Below are 1145 nucleotides of genomic sequence, written 5' to 3'. Positions count from 1 at the left end.
GGCGGCGCCTCCCTGGTGGTCAACCCCGACCGCGTCTCCAGCCTGGAGGACCTGGAGGGCGCGAACATCGCCACCCCGCAGCTGGGCAACACCCAGGACGTGGCGCTGCTGAGCTACCTCGCCGACCAGGGCTACGAGGTGGACGCGGAGACCGGCGAGGGGGACGTGAACGTCTTCCGGATCGCCAACTCCGACATCCCCGCCGCCTACGACAGCGGTGACATCGACGGCGCCTGGGTGCCCGAGCCGACCGCCGCCAACCTCGTCAACCGCGGCGCCGAGACGCTGCTGGACGAGGGCGAGCTGTGGGAGGACGGCCGTTACGTGGTGACCCACGTGATCGCCGCCCAGGACTTCCTGGAGGAGCACCCCGACGTCGTCGAGGCCATCGTGCGCGGCGTGGTGAACACCAACGCCTGGATCAACGACAACCGCGAGGAGGCCAAGTCCGTCTTCAACGCGGAGCTGGCCCGCCTCCCCGGCGGCAGCGAGCTGCCCGCCGAGGTCCTGGACCCGGCCTTCGAGCACGTGGAGTTCCTCAACGACCCGCTGGCCGAGACGCTGAGCACCGGCGCGGAGAACGCGGTGAGCGTCGGCCTGCTGGAGGAGACGGACCTGACCGGCATCTACGACCTGTCCATCCTCAACGAGGTGCTCGCCGAGGCGGGCGAGCCGGAAGTGTCCGACGCCGGACTCGGCGTCCGCTAGCCGACCACCCCCACGTCCCCCAGGAGGTGACGCAGATGGCCATCACCGTCTCCAAAGCCGGCAGCCCGGACGTCGCGACAGCGGATTTCGCCGTCCGACTGGATCACGTGTCGAAGTCCTTCGGCCGGCCCGGCCGACAACAGCTCGTGCTGGACGACATCAGCCTCGACGTCGCCCCCGGGGAGTTCGTGACCCTCCTCGGGGCCTCCGGGTGCGGCAAGTCGACGCTCCTCAACCTCGTCGCGGGCCTGGACGCGGCGTCCGCCGGCACCATCACGGTGCCCGGCGGGCGCCCGGCCCTGATGTTCCAGGAGCACGCCCTCTTCCCGTGGCTGACCGCGGGCAAGAACATCGAACTCGCGCTGCGGCTGCGCGGCGTCCCGAAGTCCGAGCGCCGCACGGAGGCCGAGCGGCTGCTGGCCCTGGTCCGCCTCCAG

At 71.2% G+C, this 1145-nt stretch carries 2 protein-coding genes; both read left to right on the top strand.

The genetic code is table 11. The annotated features are described in order from the left end of the window. Positions 1-708: ABC transporter substrate-binding protein (locus D7231_RS35340; protein ID WP_158673904.1), on the top strand; the 708-nt coding region annotated here is incomplete at its 5' end. Between the two features lie 26 nt (positions 709-734). Then, positions 735-1145 (top strand): ATP-binding cassette domain-containing protein (locus tag D7231_RS35335; RefSeq protein WP_120760483.1); only part of this gene is annotated, 411 nt, incomplete at its 3' end.

The organism is Streptomyces klenkii (assembly GCF_003626645.1).
In the GTDB taxonomy this organism is placed as follows: domain Bacteria; phylum Actinomycetota; class Actinomycetes; order Streptomycetales; family Streptomycetaceae; genus Streptomyces; species Streptomyces klenkii.
This window is presented reverse-complemented; position numbering and strand designations above follow the sequence as displayed.